This is a genomic window from Planococcus shenhongbingii, from assembly GCF_030413635.1.
Taxonomy (GTDB): Bacteria; Bacillota; Bacilli; order Bacillales_A; family Planococcaceae; genus Planococcus; species Planococcus shenhongbingii.
In genome coordinates, this window is record NZ_CP129235.1 from 3,539,872 (window position 1) to 3,555,921 (window position 16,050).

The 16,050-nt window shown below is 46.8% G+C and carries 13 protein-coding genes; 7 read left to right on the forward strand and 6 right to left on the reverse strand.

The genetic code is table 11. The features are described from left to right. The first annotated feature begins 15 nt into the window (after window positions 1–15). A complete protein-coding gene (locus QWY16_RS17170; RefSeq protein WP_300990448.1) occupies window positions 16–927 on the forward strand; it encodes a carbohydrate ABC transporter permease in 912 nt (303 codons plus the stop codon). Further along, complete coding sequence (locus QWY16_RS17175; protein WP_300990449.1) at window positions 928–1,854, forward strand: carbohydrate ABC transporter permease; 927 nt, start codon at window positions 928–930, stop codon at window positions 1,852–1,854. A gap of 297 nt (window positions 1,855–2,151) precedes the next feature. On the opposite strand, the gene rlmN is transcribed toward QWY16_RS17175, so the two are convergent. Continuing rightward, a complete protein-coding gene (rlmN, locus tag QWY16_RS17180) occupies window positions 2,152–3,222 on the reverse strand; it encodes a dual-specificity RNA methyltransferase RlmN (RefSeq protein ID WP_300990450.1) in 1,071 nt (356 codons plus the stop codon). Window positions 3,223–3,379: 157 nt separating this feature from the next. Here rlmN and QWY16_RS17185 point away from each other — a divergent pair, with 157 nt between their 5' ends. After that, a complete protein-coding gene (locus tag QWY16_RS17185; protein WP_300990451.1) occupies window positions 3,380–3,850 on the forward strand; it encodes a VOC family protein in 471 nt (156 codons plus the stop codon). Between the two features lie 389 nt (window positions 3,851–4,239). Here the strand turns inward: QWY16_RS17185 and scpC (QWY16_RS17190) are convergent, their stop codons facing one another. The 3 genes from scpC (QWY16_RS17190) to scpC (QWY16_RS17200) form a co-directional block, all read right to left on the reverse strand. Further along, window positions 4,240–5,754 carry a succinyl-CoA:acetate CoA-transferase ScpC gene (scpC, locus tag QWY16_RS17190; protein ID WP_300990452.1) on the reverse strand — a complete coding sequence of 505 codons (1,515 nt, stop codon included), beginning with the start codon at window positions 5,752–5,754 and terminating at the stop codon, window positions 4,240–4,242. A gap of 123 nt (window positions 5,755–5,877) precedes the next feature. Further along, window positions 5,878–6,522, reverse strand: a complete 645-nt coding sequence (locus tag QWY16_RS17195) for a LytTR family DNA-binding domain-containing protein (RefSeq protein ID WP_300990453.1) — start codon at window positions 6,520–6,522, stop codon at window positions 5,878–5,880. 118 nt (window positions 6,523–6,640) lie between these two features. Continuing rightward, window positions 6,641–8,134 carry a succinyl-CoA:acetate CoA-transferase ScpC gene (scpC, locus tag QWY16_RS17200; RefSeq protein WP_300990454.1) on the reverse strand — a complete coding sequence of 498 codons (1,494 nt, stop codon included), beginning with the start codon at window positions 8,132–8,134 and terminating at the stop codon, window positions 6,641–6,643. 405 nt (window positions 8,135–8,539) lie between these two features. On the opposite strand from scpC (QWY16_RS17200), the gene QWY16_RS17205 reads away from it, so the two are divergent. The 4 genes from QWY16_RS17205 to QWY16_RS17220 all read left to right on the forward strand — a co-directional run bounded on the left by QWY16_RS17205 (window position 8,540) and on the right by QWY16_RS17220 (window position 13,822). Next, the gene (locus QWY16_RS17205; RefSeq protein WP_300990455.1) at window positions 8,540–9,772 is read left to right on the forward strand and encodes an MFS transporter; all 1,233 of its coding nucleotides are present in this window, start codon (window positions 8,540–8,542) and stop codon (window positions 9,770–9,772) included. An 89-nt stretch (window positions 9,773–9,861) separates the two neighbouring features. Beyond that, a complete protein-coding gene (locus QWY16_RS17210) occupies window positions 9,862–11,094 on the forward strand; it encodes an MFS transporter (protein WP_300990456.1) in 1,233 nt (410 codons plus the stop codon). 155 nt (window positions 11,095–11,249) lie between these two features. After that, a complete protein-coding gene (locus QWY16_RS17215) occupies window positions 11,250–12,452 on the forward strand; it encodes an MFS transporter (RefSeq protein ID WP_300990457.1) in 1,203 nt (400 codons plus the stop codon). Between the two features lie 461 nt (window positions 12,453–12,913). Further along, window positions 12,914–13,822 carry a MerR family transcriptional regulator gene (locus QWY16_RS17220; RefSeq protein WP_300990458.1) on the forward strand — a complete coding sequence of 303 codons (909 nt, stop codon included), beginning with the start codon at window positions 12,914–12,916 and terminating at the stop codon, window positions 13,820–13,822. 414 nt (window positions 13,823–14,236) lie between these two features. Here the strand turns inward: QWY16_RS17220 and QWY16_RS17225 are convergent, their stop codons facing one another. Both QWY16_RS17225 and QWY16_RS17230 read right to left on the reverse strand, forming a co-directional pair. Next, complete coding sequence (locus QWY16_RS17225) at window positions 14,237–14,422, reverse strand: hypothetical protein (RefSeq protein ID WP_300990459.1); 186 nt, start codon at window positions 14,420–14,422, stop codon at window positions 14,237–14,239. 252 nt (window positions 14,423–14,674) lie between these two features. Further along, window positions 14,675–15,973, reverse strand: a complete 1,299-nt coding sequence (locus QWY16_RS17230; RefSeq protein ID WP_300990460.1) for an NCS2 family permease — start codon at window positions 15,971–15,973, stop codon at window positions 14,675–14,677. Window positions 15,974–16,050 lie beyond the last annotated feature (77 nt).

Here is a 16,050-nt window from a genome sequence, read left to right on the forward strand (position 1 = left end):
CAAGGAGGAGCCGATTTGGGGAAGAAAAGAATGACCATGAGGCGCAAGGAAAGCATTTATGGCTATATTTTTGTATTGCCGTGGATTATCGGATTTCTGGCTTTCACTGCGGGGCCTTTGGTATTTTCCTTTGTGGCAAGTTTCACAAATTATAATATTACATCTCAGATGGACTTTGTCGGCGGAGAAAACTACAAAGGTCTCTTAACAGAGGACAGTCTTTTTTGGACCTCACTTTGGAACACCTTGTATTTTGTCATCTTTTCTGTGCCACTGACAACGATCGGAGCCATTTTCCTGTCGGCTCTCCTGAACCAGGACATTCCAGGCATCCGCTATTTCCGGACACTTTACTATTTGCCGGCTGTCCTGTCAGGTGTCGGCGTTTATATGCTTTGGATGCAGCTGCTTGATCCGGGAACCGGAATGGTCAATCTGGTTTTAAGCTGGTTTGGCATTGATGGACCCAACTGGCTGTTTGATCCCGACTGGACCAAACCGTCCCTCATATTCATGAAATTATGGAGTGTCGGCGGATCCATGCTCCTCTATTTAGCCAGTATGCAGGGTGTCTCCAAATCACTCTACGAAGCGGCTGAAATTGACGGAGCCAATACATGGAAAAAGTTTTTCCATATTACGCTCCCTATGATTACGCCAGTTATTTTCTTTGACGTTGTGACAAGCCTGATTGGCGGATTCCAGATTTTCCAGGAAGCCTATGTCATGTCCAATAACGGCGAAGGCGGACCGGCCAACTCATTGCTGTTCTATAATCTATACATGTGGAAGCAAGCATTCACCAACTTCAATATGGGGTACGCGATGGCAATGTCCTGGATTCTGTTCGTTATTGTATTCATCATGACTATGATCAATCTGAAACTCGCTCCCCGCTGGGTGCATTACGAAGGGGAGGAGAAGTAGATGGCCAAAACAACGGATAATCTTGATTATTTGGATAGTGCGGATGATTTGAAGACCCTTGATAAGGCGAATGAAAATCCCAGCTTTTTTGAGCACAGAGGAAACCGCAAAACTTTTCTGGTTGTCTTTAACTTTATTTTGCTGGCAATCGGGAGCCTGCTAATCCTTTCCCCTCTCTGGTGGATGTTCGCGACGTCCCTTAAAACAATGGCGGAAGTCATGAGTTTCCCGCCATCGTTTTGGCCGGAGAACTGGCTGTTCTCAAACTACATTAAGACGTGGGAAGCGGCGCCTTTCACCCGCTATACCATCAACACGCTGACCATCACGATCATCGTGGTTATCGGAAATGTATTGTCCAATTCATTTATCGCTTACGGTTTTGCTAAAATCCCGTTCCGCGGGAAAAATATCCTGTTTGCGATTGTCTTGGCGACCATGATGATTCCGGGATTTGTCACTTTGATTCCGCAATACGTTCTGTTTGCGAATCTTGGATGGGTCAACACTTATTACCCGCTGATTGTGCCTTCATTTTTCGGCAGTGCGTTCAACATTTTCCTGCTGCGCCAGTTTTACATGACGATTCCGACCGAGTTAATCGAAGCTGCGAAAATGGAAGGCGCCAACCATTTCTACATCTGGTGGAAAATCGGGCTGCCGCTTACCAAGCCAGCGATTGCCACGGTCGCCATCTTCTCGTTTAACGGCGCTTGGAACGATTTCCTTGGACCGCTGCTGTATTTGAACGACGAGAAGCTGTATACGCTTCAAATCGGCTTGCAGGTCTTCAAAGGGCAGCTCAGCACACAATGGAACTATTTGATGGCCGGCTCGCTGCTTGTGCTGCTGCCAGTCATCCTAATTTTCTTCATTTTCCAGAAATACTTCATCCAAGGCATCAATCTCCAGTCTGGAGGAAAATAAAGAAAGAAACACGCTCTGCGAAACTTCGCAGAGCGTGTTTTTGTTTTTTGAGGCAAAAGTTTGCCGCATTTTCTTCGTAACTTGCTTTGGTTATCTTAATCAAAGGCTTTTCGCTAGCGAACTGCTGAAAGTGCTGGTTTATTTGCGCTTAGAAATTTTTTTTTGCGTTCGCGGAGGGTTTATTTGCGTTTAAAATCTTTTATTTGCGTTCGGGCTGCTGCTATTTGCGTTCAACAAAATTCGACACAAAAAAAGGCATCCTTTTGCAGGATGCCCTTTCTAACAGCCCGCTCCGAATTAAAGAGCCGCTGTTTTTTCTTTTTTGATTTGTTTGCTTCGCAATTGGCCGCAAGCTGCGTCGATATCGGCGCCTTGCTCGTGGCGGACGCCGCAGTTGATGCCTTTTTTCTTCAAAGCGTCGTAGAAAGCGCTGATCGCTTCCGGCGTGCTTTGCTGATACTGGTCATGTTCGCTGACCGAGTTGTATGGAATCAAGTTGACGTAAGACAAGTGGCGCTTGTCTTCAAGCAGTTTCGCCAATAGATTTGCTTCTTCAACATGGTCGTTGACGTCGCGCAATAAAATATATTCGAACGTGATGCGGCGGTTGGATTTTTCCAAATAATAATCGATTGCCGCCATCAATTTCTCGATCGGATAGGCTTTGTTGATTTTCATAATGCGTGAACGCAATTCGTTCGTTGGAGCATGAATGGAAATTGCCAAGTTGACTTGCAGGCCTTCATCCGCGTAATCGTAGATTTTCGGTACGATGCCGCTGGTTGAAACAGTAATATGGCGAGCTCCGATTGCCAATCCTTTTTGTGAATTGACGACTGTCAGGAAGTCCATCAAATTCGTGTAGTTATCGAACGGTTCGCCGATTCCCATGACCACGATATGGCTGACACGCTCGTCTTTTTGCTGTGCATCAAAATGGGCCTGCACTTGCATGATCTGCTCAACGATTTCGCCCGCGTTTAAATCGCGGCTCTTTTTCAAAAGTCCGCTTGCGCAGAAACTGCAGCCGATGTTACAGCCGACCTGTGTAGTGACACAGACGGAGTTTCCGTATTTAAAGCGCATTAATACGGTCTCAATCAAATTGCCATCCTGAAGACGGAAAAGGAATTTGATCGTACCGTCAGCAGATTCCTGCTTGACCGCTTCTGTAAGTGTACGGATTGCAAAATTATCTTCCAGCAACCCAATAACTTCTTTGCTCAGGTTATTCATCTGGGAAAATTCAGTAACGCGTTTAATATATAACCAGTCCCATACTTGTTCAGCACGGTACTTCTTCTGTCCATTTTCTAAAAACCATTCTTTTAATTGATCTATCGTCAATCCATAGATGGAATTTTTCATTATTAGTACCCTCATTTCGGAATTTCACAATTGCTTATTATATTACTAAAAATCCTCTTTGACAACAACTATTTTTGTTTATACAGAAAAATCTGTTTTTAATTCCGGATTAAATAGAGCGGTTATGGGTAAAGCTGTATATGAAGGAGGCGATTATATGGGCGAAATCACACATGTCGGGCTGGCGGTCTCCGACCTGGACAAAGCGGTGGACTGGTACGGCAAAGTCTTCGGTTTTTACATATTGGCCGGGCCGTTTGAGTTTGATGCAGAAAGCGATGAACCGGACAATATGACACAGGATTTGCAAGGGCCTGAAGTAAAAAAAATGCGCAATGTGCACTTGATGTCCCTCGGCGGAATCGGCATTGAACTATTCGAGTTTCAGGAGCCCCAATTTAAAGGCGAAACAGCGTTTCCTCACAAGGGATTTTTCCATATTTGCCTGATTGTCGATAACCTGATCGAGACTATCGAACGAATCGTTCAGCATGGCGGCAAACAGCGCAGCAAAATATGGAAAACTTCAAAAGACAAACCTCATTATCTGGTCTACACCGAGGATCCGTTCGGCAATATCATTGAATTGTATACCCGCAACACATCTGAAATGTACAGCGGAAAATAGAAAAGCGCAAGCACCTGTGTAGATTCGACGGGCCTAAGACAAACCTGCGAAGCGGCATGTTTTCAGCCGCACAGTTTCGAAAAGCAGAAGTGCCTGTCCAGCTCTGACAGGCATAAGACAGACCGGCGAAGTGGCGCTTTTTGCCACACAGCTGGGTTGGCTTATGTCCCGAAGAGCTAGGCACTGAACTAGACACCGGGTTGGCTTATGTCCCTAGAATCTTGGCGCTGGAGTCTGGACATCTAGAAAAGCGCAAGCACCCGAAACTGAAATCTGGCTATGAAAATTCGCATTTTATCATTGTTATGTAACCTAAAGTGTTTATACTTTCCCATCAATTCAAAAAACCAGCCTTTCCGCAAATCCGGATCGGCTGGTTTTCTATGGTTTTACACCAATTGCTCTTTTTTCTGAAGCATCGTGCCTTGCTGCGCCAAATCAGCGTGCCAAGAGAAAGCCTTTTCCAGCACATGCGGTGTCTGCCCTCCGCGTGTCAACGCTTCTGCGTAATAGGCACGCATTTGTTCTTTGTACATCGGGTGCATGCAATTCTCGATGATCAAGCTTGCTCGTTCACGAGGGGCAAGCCCACGCAGATCCGCATAACCCTGCTCTGTTACCACAACATCCACATCGTGCTCAGTGTGATCTACATGAGTGACGAAAGGAACAATGCTTGAAATTTTTCCTTCTTTGGCAATCGACTTTGTAACAAAGACGGCGAGGCGTGCATTGCGCGCGAAATCTCCAGAGCCTCCGATGCCGTTCATCATTTTCGTTCCGGACACATGCGTCGAGTTGACGTTTCCGTAAATATCGAATTCCAATGCCGTATTGATCGAAATCAACCCGAGGCGGCGAATGATTTCCGGATGGTTGGAAATTTCCTGCGGCCGCATGATGATTTTATCTCGGTACTTCTCAAAATCACTGTAAACCTGCTCCATTTTCAGCTCCGATAACGTGATTGAGCAGCATGAAGCAAAATTGACTTTGCCTGCATCCATCAAATCGAATACGGCGTCCTGCAGCACTTCCGAGTAAACTTCCAGATTTTCAAATTCGGAATCGACCATGCCATGCAAAACTGCGTTCGCAACCGACCCAATGCCGGACTGCAACGGCGCTAATTCTTCGGTCAAACGGCCTGCCCGGATTTCCGAACGCAGGAATTCCAGCAAGTGATCCGCCATGATTTTCGTTTCCGCATCCGGCGGTACGATTGTGGAAGGCGAATCTTTTTGCTCGGTAAACACGATGCCGCGGATTTTTTCCAAATCCACAGGAATGCCAGGTACGCCAATACGGTCATCCGTTTTTGTCAATGGAATCGGCATGCGTTCTCCTTGCTTGCCTGTATCGTAAATATCATGAACTCCTTCGAATAGTTCGGGCTGGGCCATATTGATTTCCACGATAATGTTTTTCGCATGTTTTGCGAAGATCGCCGAGTTGCCGACAGACGTCGTCGGGATGATCATGCCATCTTCGGTTATCGAAAGCGCTTCCACGATTGCAAAGTCAATAGCTTCAATTACGTTAGCGCGAATCCATTCTGCCGTATGCGATAAATGATGATCGACAAACAGCATTTCGCCATTGTTGATTTTTTTGCGCATTGCCGGTTCTGCCTGGAACGGCAAGCGTTTGTTCACGATGCCCGCTTCTGCGAACAATCGGTCGATGTCGGACCCTAAAGAAGCTCCTGTAAAGACGTTCACTTTAAATTCTTCTGTCTCTGCACGTTTCACTAATGCGAAAGGAACCGCTTTCACGTCTCCAGCACGTGTAAACCCGCTAAGTCCCAAAGTCATGCCGTCGCTGATCCATGAAGCTGCTTCTTCCGGTGACACCACACGGTCTTGCAGCTGAGTGGCTTTAATCCGATCAAATTGCTTTTCCATACTTATCACTCTCTCTAACTTTTTAGATAATTCTATCGTACTTAGAGAGAGTTTTGAGTTATATGGAATGGATTAAGGAGTTGTTGGCTAAAGCAGCAAATTCCATGCCTGAAGCAGCATTTTTTAAAATCCGAGCAATTTCCGAAAATAGCTTGAGTACGACTGGCTGACCGGGATGCGGGCTCCGTTGTTCATTGACAGCAAAAAAGTGGAGTGGGTATCCGGATAAATCTCTTCTATATGATGGACATTTACGATAAATGACCGGTGGCAGCGGATGAACAAATCACGCGGCAGCAAATACTCGAATTCCTGAAGCGAGTTTTTATTGGTGCCTGAAAAGCCCTCTGCATGCACATGGGTTTTGCGGTCTTTCACTTCCAGGAATTTTACATCGCTGAAAGGAATCGGCTTCCAGCCATCGGCACTTTTCACCGTCACCACTGACTTGCCTTCCGTAAACGCCGGGTAAATCGCCATTACGCAGCCCTGCACTTCCCCGCCTTGTTCAAACGGCACCGCCATGCCGTGATACGGTACGCCAAAAATCTCCTTATCAATAAATTCAGAGGCTTTCTGCCGGGTCGCCAGCGCCTTGTAGGCTATCGTCCCTTCCTTTACGGGATCGCCTTCCTGGATTTTCAAATCAATCCGCTTGCTCGGCCGGTAATAGATGTATTCTTTCGTATTGGATACCGCAATCGAGATTTCATCTGAAAATAATTCTCCGATGACATCAAGCAGCGAACCAGATGTAAACTTATCCATAACGGACCTCCTGTTTTCTTTCCTTCTATAAATTATAGCCTACTCCAAGAGCAGCTTCCCACTCCAAACGAAAACAGCCGCCCCATAACAGGGCGGCTGTTCGATTTTCAGACATATTTTAAAGCATCGTGCCGGTCTGAGCCAATTTGGCATGCCAGGAAAAAGCTTTTTCCAGCACATGCGGCGTCTGGCCTCCGCGTGTCAGCGCTTCTGCGTAATAAGCGCGCATTTGTTCTTTGTACATTGGATGCACACAATTCTCGATGATCAATGCAGCGCGTTCACGGGGAGCAAGTCCACGCAAATCCGCATAACCCTGCTCCGTCACTACGATGTCGACATCGTGTTCAGTATGGTCAATATGCGTAGCAAACGGCACCACACTGGAAATCTTACCGCCTTTGGCAATCGATTTCGTCACAAAAATGGAAAGGCGCGCGTTGCGGGCAAAGTCACCGGAACCGCCAATGCCATTCATCATTTTCGTCCCCGACACATGTGTTGAGTTGACGTTGCCGTAGATATCAAATTCCAATGCCGTGTTAATGGAGATCAAACCGAGTCGACGGATAACTTCCGGATGGTTGGAAATCTCCTGCGGCCGCAAGATGATTTTATCGCGGTACTTTTCAAAGTTACTGTAAACTTGCTCCATTTTCTGCTGCGATAAGGTAATGGAAGAACTTGAAGCCACTCTTACTTTCCCCGCATCGATCAAATCAAATACCGCGTCCTGCAGCACTTCCGAGTAGACTTCCAAATCTTCGAATTCCGAGTCGATCAAACCTTGCAGGACCGAGTTTGCAACCGAGCCGATGCCCGACTGCAGCGGTGCCAGTTTTTCTGTCAAGCGGCCTGCGCGAACTTCCGAGCGCAGGAATTCAATCAGGTGGCCAGCCATAATCTCTGTTTCTTCATCTGATGGCATAATTGTGGAAGGAGAATCCTTTTGGTCTGTATACACGATCCCCCGAATTTTTCCCATATCTACTGGTATACCGGGCACTCCGATGCGGTCATCCGCATGTGTCAGTGGAATCGGAGGCCGCTCCCCTTGTTTGCCGGTATCGTAGATATCATGAATCCCTTCAAACAATACCGGCTGGGCCGTATTGATTTCTACGATAACGTTTTTCGCATACTGTACAAAAAGGGCTGAGTTGCCGACTGACGTCGTCGGAATGATCAATCCGTCTTCCGTTATCGACAATGCTTCAATAATGGCAAAATCGATCGGTTCGATGACGCCGGCTTTAATCCATTCCGCAGTCTGGGACAAATGGTGGTCGACAAACAGCATTTCACCTTCATTAATTTTTCTGCGCATCACGGGATCTGCCTGAAACGGCAAGCGTTTGTTGACGATGCCCGCTTCTGCGAACAATTTATCGATATCCGAGCCTAAAGAAGCGCCGGTAAAAACATTCACTTTAAAACTTTCAGTTTCGGCTCGTTTAATCAACGCCAGAGGAACCGCTTTGGCATCCCCGGCCCGTGTAAATCCGCTGAGTCCGAGTGTCATTCCGTCCTGAATCCAAGAAGCTGCAACATCCGCATCAATAACCCGTTCTTGCAATTGAGTCGATTTAATCCGTTCAATGGTTTGTTCCATCACTGTCACCTTTCGTGGCTTGATTGTTTTCCTTGCTTACCTATAATTATACCTTACCTCGCCAGGCCGCCATTAACCCCCCGCTCTCTGTTTCAACTATATTAATCTTTTTATTCACATCGCTGTAACAAATCAACCAATCGTTTTCTGTATTGTAAGCGGTTTATTTGCATTTGGATAAAGTAATTTTCAAATAATTATTATCTTAGAACTAGCGTAAACCCCTCTGCTTCAAGATTTAAAAATTATGAGAATATTTATATTAAGAAATAACAAATTACTTTGGAACTATGGTAAATTTATGTTAAAAACACATTGACTTTACGGGTTAATCATCATAATATATGAAAGTTGTCAAACAAGTAACGTTTGTACAATAACTTAAACTGGAACGAGGCACTTTTAATGTCTTCAACTCAACGGAAAAAAATCAGTATTTTAATGATTACAATATTTATTACTATAACGAGTTTCGGAATTACCGGTCCGGTGATTCCCGCTTATCTGGAATCGATCAATCAAGGCGGAATGGCATCAGGAATGATTATCGCCATTTTCGCCGGTGCACAGCTTCTGTTTGCTCCGCTTGGCGGCAAATGGACCGATCAATTTGGCCGCCGCAAGATGATTATCATCGGTTTGGTGATGATTACTGTCGGCGGTTTTTTATTTTATTCGACTGATACTTTGTGGATGTTATACGCTTCCCGTGTAATCAGCGGCATTGGCGACGCGTTTTTGCTGCCGGCTGTATTTGCCTATACGGCAGACATCACGACGCCAGAGCAGCGCGCTAAAGGCACCGGACTTGTGACGGCGTCGATGTCCATGGGGCTTGTCGCCGGGCCGGCCATCATGTTGTTCATGTCTGATTTCAGCATAAAGGCGCCGTTTCTGATGTCCGCTTTCATCTCGCTTGGTGCCGTACTGTTTGCCATTGCGTTCTTAAAAGAAAGCGACCCGGCACGAACCGAGCAAGCGAATGTGCGAAATCTTGGCGACGAAGAGTCGCTGTCCAAGAAACTCGCCCGTTCTGCCAAGATGCCTTATTTTGTTCCGCTGGTCATCACGTTTGTCATGAGTTTCGGATTGATCGCTTATGAATCAATTTTCGGCTTAGTCCTCAATGATGAATTCAATGCCAGCGTGCAGGATATTGCCGTCATGTGCATCGCTATCCAAGGTGTGAGTGTTTTGACGCAGCTTTTTGCTGTTGAACGGCTGATTCGCCGCTTCGGCGAAGTGCCGGTCCTGATCGCTTTTCTGATTGTCGCATCAGCTGGTTTCTTATTGGCGCTTGTTGCCGGAACTTATGCCATGTTCTTTGTCGTGACATTGATCATTTTCATGGCGATGTCGATTCTTCGCCCGGTGCTCAATATCCTGATCTCGAAACTGGCCAAAGGCGAAGTGGGCTTTGCTATGGGGCTCAGCACTTCCTTTATGGGAATCGGAAATGTTATCGGCCCGGTTTCTGCAGGGATGCTATACGACATCAACCTGGTTTTCCCTTTCATCCTCGGTTTGAGCATGCTTGCCGTGACCATTTCGATTACTGTCGTCTGGCATTTTTCACGCAGCAAAAAAGCGGCTTTGCCAGATGCAGCTCTTCCACTTGAAGCTGAATCCGCCGTTTAAGGATTCAGCTTTCTAATTTAACTTTACCGTTTCTGACGCCCTGCTTTTGCGGAATGAAATTTACTTTATAGAAATGAGGCTTTACTGTAATGTCTTCTGAACAACGCAAAAAAATCACCATTTTAATGGTGAATATGTTTATTGCCATCGCCAGTTTTGGAATTATCGTCCCGATCCTGCCGGCTTATCTCGTATCAATCAACCAAGGCGGAACTGCTGCCGGATTGATGATCGCTATCTTCGCCGGTGCACAGCTTCTGTTTTCCCCGCTTGGCGGGAAATGGGCCGATGTTTACGGGCCGCGCAAAGTCATTATCCTGGGATTGTCGCTGCTGACGATTTCCATGCTGATGTTTTATGCAACCGATTCAATCTGGATTCTTTATGCTTCACGCATCGTCGGCGGAATCGGCGATGCCTTTCTCGTCCCCGGCATCTTTACTTATGTAGCGGGCATCACGACAGCAGCGCAGCGGGCGAAAGGCACCGGCCTGGTCACCGCCTCGATGTCGCTTGGACTGGTCATCGGACCCGGAATCGGCGGCTTCTTAGCGGAAGTCGACTTGAAATTGCCTTTCCTTGTATCAGCGATTGTGACGTTCACCGCCGTCTTGTTCTCCCTTGTGTTACTGAAAGAAATCAAGCCGACTGCCGACAGCACAAAGCAGGCAGAGGAATTCGCAAATGACGAGTCGATGCTCCAGCAAATCGGCCGTTCGGTCAAAATGCCGTACTTCATTCCATTGATCATCACATTTGTCATGAGTTTCGGACTGGTCGCTTATGAATCGGTCATCGGCATGTATTTAACAAATGAATTCGGTTCAACTTCCAAAGACATCGCCATGATGATCACTGCTACCGGGCTTGTCAGCGTAATCGTCCAAGTGTTTGCCGTCGACCGTCTGATCCGCCGCTTCGGCGAAGTGCCGGTGTTGATCTCGTTTCTTGGCCTTGCCACTGCCGGTTTCCTACTGTCGCTTGTTGCCGGAAGCTACGCTGCGTTCTTCGGCGTATCGCTCGTCATTTTCCTGGCGATGGCAATTCTTCGACCGGTGCTCAATATCCTGATTTCCAAAATGGCGCAAGGTGAAGTCGGCTTTGCGATGGGCATGAACACTTCCTATATGAGCCTCGGGAATGTACTCGGGCCGCTCTCGGCAGGTTTGTTGTTTGATGTGAATATCAACTACCCGTTCATCCTCGGGCTTGGCTTATTGATCGTCACACTTTCAATAGCAGTGGCATGGCGCAGTTCCCGTGCCGCCAAAACCATCGCACTTATGCGCAATGAAGAACTTGAAACTGAACCTCTTGTTTAAGAGGTTCAGTTTTTTTGAAGAAAAATTTCAACTGCCGAAATAAAATTTATCAAAGCCGGTTTCGTTGTATTGACAAAAACTGGCTGCTCAAATAGTATAGGTAAGCTGAGCAAAAAACTCCGTACCAGTATATAGATGAAAAGAGGGTATCACCCATGTCTGCGGACCAAAGAAAGAAAATTTATATCTTAATGATCAATATGTTTATTGCCATCGGAAGCTTCGGTATCATCATTCCGATTCTTCCTTCCTACCTTGAATCGATCAATCAAGGCGGCATGGCGGCAGGGTTGATGATCGCTATATTCGCCGCTGCGCAATTTCTGTTTTCGCCGCTTGCCGGAAAATGGGCAGACCAGTATGGCCGCCGGAAAATGATCATCTACGGGCTTGCCGGCCTCACACTATCAATGTTTGTGTTCTATGTGTCCGACTCCATTTGGATTCTGTACTTGTCGCGCGTGATCGGCGGAATCGGGGCTGCGATGCTGGTGCCTGCCATCTTCGCTTATATCGCCGACATCACCACCTATGACCAGCGGGCAAAAGGAAACAGCCTGGTCTCTGCAGCGATGTCACTCGGCATTGTTGTCGGACCAGGAATTGGTGGATTCCTGGCAGATTACAGCATAAAGCTGCCGTTTCTTGTATCCGCACTCGTTTCGCTTGTCGCGGTGGTGTTTTCTATCGTGCTATTGAAAGAAAACGACGCCGTCGAAGCAGATCCGGCTTTAGCAGCTACATTGACCGACGAGGAATCGATGTTCAAAAAAATCGGCCGCTCGGTGACAATGCCCTATTTTATTCCGCTGATTATCACCTTGGTCATGAGCTTCGGCTTGCTGGCGTATGAATCGGTCGTCGGCCTTTATCTCGACAACCAGTTCCAGTCGACTGCCAAAGACATCGCCTTTATGATTACTGCAACAGGCGTAGTCAGTGTCATTGTCCAATTATTCATCGTAGACCGCATCGTCCGCCGCTACGGCGAAGTGGCTGTATTGATCGCCTTTATCGGCGTCGCGGCCGCCGGCTTTCTGCTGTCGCTGTTCGCAGGCAGTTACGCGATGTTCTTTACCGTATCGCTGATCATCTTTATGGCCACATCCATTTTGCGTCCCGTGCTCAATACGCTGATTTCCAAAATGGCGGATGGAGAAGTCGGTTTCGCAATGGGGATGAACAACGCCTACATGAGCATCGGCAATGTTATCGGTCCGCTTCTAGCAGGAGCGCTCTACGATATCAACATTGTATATCCGTTCATTCTCGGGCTCATCATGCTGATGATCACCATGTTTATCACAGTCAGCTGGCAGCGTTCACGCGCCGCCAAAGCAACTCCGGCTATTTATTAAAGAAAAACTGGAACCTTTTCAACAGGTTCCAGTTTTTTTATGCTTGTTGAGAAAGTTGAAAGTCATTTTAGTTTTCATCACTTAACCGATATTCCGCCAACCAGCTGCGCTTGCCGCGGGCGAGCGCCAAGCCGCTTCGTCGCTTACGCTCCTGCAGGGTCTCGGCTGTCTCGCTATCCCGCAGGCGTCTCTGCTGGTTGGCTCCATATCTGGAGAGCAGGGACAAATATTGGAGAGCTTTCCAAAACAATCACACTTTTAGAGAGCCTGTAGAAGTGGTAAGAGGAAGCTGAATGCAGCGAAAAGCGTCCGTCCTGGAGCGAAATGGAAGAAAAGCCCAAGCGTTTCTCGACAGCCTGGAAAAACTGGAACCTCCCAAAAAAGAGGCTCCAGCTTTACTGAATGCTCTAAAAAGTTGTATAATTATTATACAATAAAACCAAAAAGACGGGGGTAATGCTATGTATAATATTAAAGCAGCTGCCAAACTTTTAGATATGCCAAAAGTGACCATCCGTTCCTGGGAAACCCGGTATAATGCCATAACACCTGCACGTACTGAATCCGGACACAGGCTATATTCGGATCAGAACCTGGAAGATTTAAAATGGCTTAAAATACAAGTGCAAGACCGAGGCATTAAAATCAGCGAAGCTGTAAAACAACTCCATGCTTCAAAAAGGAAGCCTGCCGAAAAAGCTGTAATTCCTGAAACTTCACTGGATGCTGAACCGTTCAGCAAGCAAATTCAGGAGCTTTATTTAGCCGCTTCGGAAATGGATACCGAACGGTTCAATTATCTGCTCGACTTGAACTTTTCCTTATTCCATTATCGGACCGTTTTTTTCTCGCTTATCGTACCGCTGATGATCCGCATTGGAGACGAATGGAAAAACGGCTCGCTGACGGTTGCTCATGAACATATGATCAGCCATATTGTCCACCAGCGCTTTGCCCATTTTTTCCGGGTCTTCCCGACTTCAGCTGAACTGCCGAAAGTCATGGCGTTGTGCCCGAGCGGCGAACACCATCAACTGGGCTTGCTGCTGTTCACGCTGTTCCTTCGGGAAAATGGTTTTCCGGTTATGTATTTCGGACAAGACACCCCGCTGGAAGGCTTAGCAGAAGCGGCAAGCCAGCAGCAAACCGAAATCGTCTGCATGTCGATTTCGGATTCCGATCTGCGGCAAGCGGTGGACCATTACATTGAAAAATTGTCACAAGAGAATCCTCGCTTGCGCTTCCTCATTGGCGGACAAGGAGTCGAAAAACAGCTTCACCAAGGCCAGGCCTGGTATCTCGGCGAGTCCTATGAATCCTGGCAGCAATGGCTGGATGAGCAAAAAGAAATCCCTTTAAGCAAAGCTTAAAGGGATTTTTTATATGAACCTGCTTTAAGGCCAAAAAGTTTCCCAGTGAGGCAAAACTTTCTGCTGGCCGAACAAGCCGGATTGCACAAAAAGGCAGCAGGAATAAGCCCCAATGCCTGACGATTGCTTTTAAAATCATGGTCTGTCTTTAGTACCGAAGAATGCACATAAATAGATGACAGCTTAAGCCCGCAAGCAATTCAAGCCACTGTACTCTCCGCTAACAATGCTGCAGCTTTTAACCCAGTCACATTTTCGCACCTTCTTGTATAGATTATATGTAGTTTTAATATAACCATTATAAAAATTTTTAAACGTTTTATATAATTTTTTTATAATCTTCTTGACAAAAAAGAGAAGCTTCAACCGACAGCTGTCCTGCTGCCGGCTGAAGCTTCTAAAAAAGACCTGCAGTTATTGCAGATCCAAGTCCTGATAATCTTTCTGATACGGTCCGTTGTCTGTAACTTCAGAATGGTATAGCGCTTTCAACGCAAAGTTTTTCTCCAGTTCCATATCCTTCATCAGCGTTTTCATGCGCTTCTTCAATTCGGGATGCTCGCTTACAAGCTGCTCCATTTTTGATTTGGTGTATTTCATGTGAATTGCCAACTCCTTTCCAATCTTTTTAATCTATATCATTCAAATTGACACTAGACTCCCACTTTAATAATCAGGAAATCAATTAGCCGCAAAATCCTATTTAGATTAATAAGCACTTAACAAGCTGAATGCCTTTCCGTTTCCACAGCGCTTCTGTTTATTATACCACCGCTGGGCTGCTTGAAGGAAATCTGCCGCGTCCTATAAAAAAACGCATTTGCCAGAAGCAAATGCGTTTCCAACTATTAATCAGCTTATAACGTGAAAAACAAAATTCATGAGAAACAGTCCCGCGATGACATAAAGCGTCATCGACACTTCGCGCCATTTTCCGATTGCGATTTTCAAAATCGGGTACAGGATAAAGCCGATGGCGATGCCGTCCGCAATGCTGTACGTAAATGGAATCAATGCCACAATCAATAGCGCCGGGAAGCTTTCGCTCATGTCTTTCATATCCAGATTGCGAATGTTCTGCACCATCAAGCCGCCGACGATGATCAATATCGGGGCAATGGCGCTGTCCGGAATCAGTTTGATGACCGGAATAAAAAACACGGAAACCACAAACAGCAAGCCAGTCGTTACAGCCGTCAAGCCGGTCCGTCCGCCAGCCGCCATGGCTGCCATACTTTCAGCACTTGCTACAGTCGGGCTTGTGCCAAAGATGCCGGACATCATTGATGATACCGAAGTCGCCTGGAACGCGCGTCCGAATTTTTCAGGACGTTCCACAAACGACACTTGGCCCTGGACGGTTCCGATATTCTCAAAAACGATCACCATTGTCAAAGAGAAAACGGCAATCCAGAAGCCCATCGACAAAAGTCCGTCGAACGACAGCGCACCAAATACCGCAAATGCTTCGGAAGCATTGATTGACGACCCGCTCATCGCGCTCATATCAATCAAGCCGAAAAACGAAGCAATGACCGTTCCGGCTACAATCGTAAACAGGAAATTCCCCGGCACATTGCGGATAAACAGCACAATTGCCACGACGAACGTCAAGACTGTCGCCAACACATGCGGTTCACCAAGTGAACCGAGTGCCAGAATCGAAGAAGTACCACGTTCGACAATGCCGCCTTTTTCAAGGCCGATCAGCATCAGGAATAAGCCAAGCCCTACCATAATCGCTTCTTTCAACGAATACGGCACTGCCGCATTGAGCAGTTTCGCAAGACGCGTAAAAGCGATCACCACGAAAATGAGTCCCGAGATAAAGACCACAGCCAGTGCTTCTGGCCACGACAAGCCCATTGACTGGACTAGCGTGTATGAAAACAAGGCGTTGATGCCCATGCCCGGCACAAGCAAAATCGGCGCGTTGCCCCAGAAGCCCATGACGAGGCAGCCAAACACCGAAGCTGCAATCGTTGCCACAATCGCCGCTTCGAGCGGCATGCCCGATTCCGACAAAATCAGCGAATTGACCGCAATGATGTAAACGACTGTAAAAAAGCCGATTACACCCGCCGACAGTTCCCGTTTAACCGAAGTCCCATTTGTTTGAAGACCAAAAAAGCGGTCCATCCAATTAGACATATATAAAACCTTCTATTAAATTAGCCCTCTCCCAACCCGCTCTTCCCATAAATAAATAGGTGAGCCAAAATAGGAGT